Annotated in this window: 1 protein-coding gene; it reads right to left on the bottom strand. The window is 68.1% G+C overall.

Annotated features, from left to right (window positions below; all coding sequences use genetic code 11):
• Window positions 1-216 precede the first annotated feature (216 nt).
• Window positions 217-1,377 (bottom strand): ISAs1 family transposase, encoded by a 1,161-nt coding sequence (locus StrepF001_RS45145; RefSeq protein ID WP_129803867.1) that lies wholly within the window; start codon window positions 1,375-1,377, stop codon window positions 217-219.
• Window positions 1,378-1,957 lie beyond the last annotated feature (580 nt).

Below are 1,957 nucleotides of genomic sequence, written 5' to 3'. Positions count from 1 at the left end.
GTGCCTGCACTGCTTCCCGCCCCTGGAACGGGACATGACGCCACGTCATGGACGAGCCGCACGAACCGGACCCATCGCCTTCACGCAAAGACCCTGATCCCAGCACGCCTGCTCGATGCTGCGGGAGGAGCGCACTCCCTTGCTGTAGCAGTACAAAAGCAGAGCGATCAGGCTCGCTGGAGGGTAGGCCACTCCTCCCTCAAGGCGCGAGCGTTCTCATGATCCGGTCTTGATGAGGTCGAGTGCGTGATCGGGATGGGACCGGTAGTAGTCGACAGCGGCGGCCATGTTGTCCCAGCCGATCGAGCGGGCCAAGGCGATGGCGAGGTTGCGGAAGCCGGCCATCGCTCTGGGGGCGGTGCCCGTATGGATGCGGCTGGCGTCCTCGGCGAACGTGACGTCTCTGACGTGGTGATGCGCCTCGATCCCCCAGTGCCCTCGAACGATCTTCGCCAGCCGTGCTGGGGTGGCCTGGGCCGCGGTGAGGTCGGTGAGGGCGTAGACGCGCTCCAGGGTGACCTTGCCGGTCTGCAGGTCGCGGCGGCGTCGCACGGTCTGCAGGGCCTGCACGGCGTGCGGGAAGGCCAGCCGCTTGGGCACGGTGGCGGCCTTGAGGCGGCGGATCTCATCGCGTCCGTGCGCGCGGTCGCGGGTGCGGTACCCGAGCGGGATGTCGGCCCAGGGCAGTTCGCGCAGGAACGCCGCGAGCTTTGGATGATTGTCCTTGATCAGCGCGACGTAGTGGGCGTTCTTCGTCTCGACGAGGTAGCGGGCGTGCTCGTGCTGAGAGTGCAGGGCGTCGAAGGTGACGGTGCGGCCGGCCAGGTCGAGGTCGGCCAGCAGCGGCTTGAAGGTGGTGATCTCGCCGCTCTTGTCGGCGACTTGGCGTTGGTTCAAGGTCAGCCTGCCGTTGTGGGTGATCACGGACACGAGGTGGATCGCGCGCTGTTCGGCGGTACGCGAGCCGCGCAGGGCCTTGCCGTCCAGGGCCACGGCCTCGCCGGGGTCGGCAAGGTGGGCGAGCCAGGCGCCGACGGCGGTGTCGAGGGTGTCGCCGTCCAGGCGGGCCAGCAGGCGGCCGAGGGTGCTGGCGCGGGGTGCGGCCCGTAGTCCGAGGCGTTCGTGCAGGTGGGGTGGGAGTTCGGCGGCATGTCGGGCGATCGCGGCGAGGGTGCGGGCACCGGCGAGTACGGCCAGGGTGCACAGCGCGAGCATCGGGCCGAGACGGTAGCGGCGGCCCTGGCGGCGCCGGGGATCGGGCAGGCCGTCCAGGACCTCGGCGAGGTCGACCGCCTGGTCGAGGTCGGCGGGGTCGAGGGAGGCGACCGCATCGTGGTCGCGGTGGCGCTCGAGCGCGGTGATCGAGGATGATGGCATCGGAAGCGGTTGTTGTTGATGAGGCGTCAGACACCTTGATCATCAACGACCGCTTCCGCCGTTCTCCGACCGGCCCCCAAGCGCAACGTGAGGCAACCCGGCACGTATCAACGTTTCTTCGGGCGGACACACGCGAACATGAACAAGCCCGTCTGTCCGCTCATCTCGCCAGCCGAGAACGCTCGCGCCCTGACTCCTCCCTGCCCGTCCGCACGGTAGCTGCCCTCGAACGCCGAAAGATCAAGCTGCTCGACGACCTCAAGCACCTTCTAGCACAGGTGCTCGGGCGAGAGCCACTCCCGCACATTCCGCGGCATCTCGAGATCGCGTTCACGGTCGCACGACAAGAAGTTCCGCCCCACCAGCCAAGATTCCGACAGCTTCCTGATCTTCGGAACCGAACAACGAATCACTCTTGACCGCTGAGGGGAGGAAGTCGCGCGACAGCCTCCCACCCGTCCCGCAGGTGTGCCGAAACCCTCCCGGCCGGGCCCCGGGCGTCCAGCAGGCTCACAAAATCGCAGGCCAGCCCCACGCTACGAGCCCAGGAAGACCGTGAAACGAGCCGAAACCCTCACCG

It is taken from the genome of Streptomyces sp. F001, from assembly GCF_004187715.1.
In the GTDB taxonomy this organism is placed as follows: domain Bacteria; phylum Actinomycetota; class Actinomycetes; order Streptomycetales; family Streptomycetaceae; genus Streptomyces; species Streptomyces flavusporus.
The sequence above is the reverse complement of the archived record's forward strand: the minus strand, read 5'-3'. Positions and strand labels throughout refer to the sequence as shown.

Bases quoted from the DNA above. Each gene is read 5' to 3' on its own strand.
- StrepF001_RS45145 (WP_129803867.1), bottom strand. From the start codon at position 1,377: ATGCCATCATCCTCGATCACCGCGCTCGAGCGCCACCGCGACCACGAT.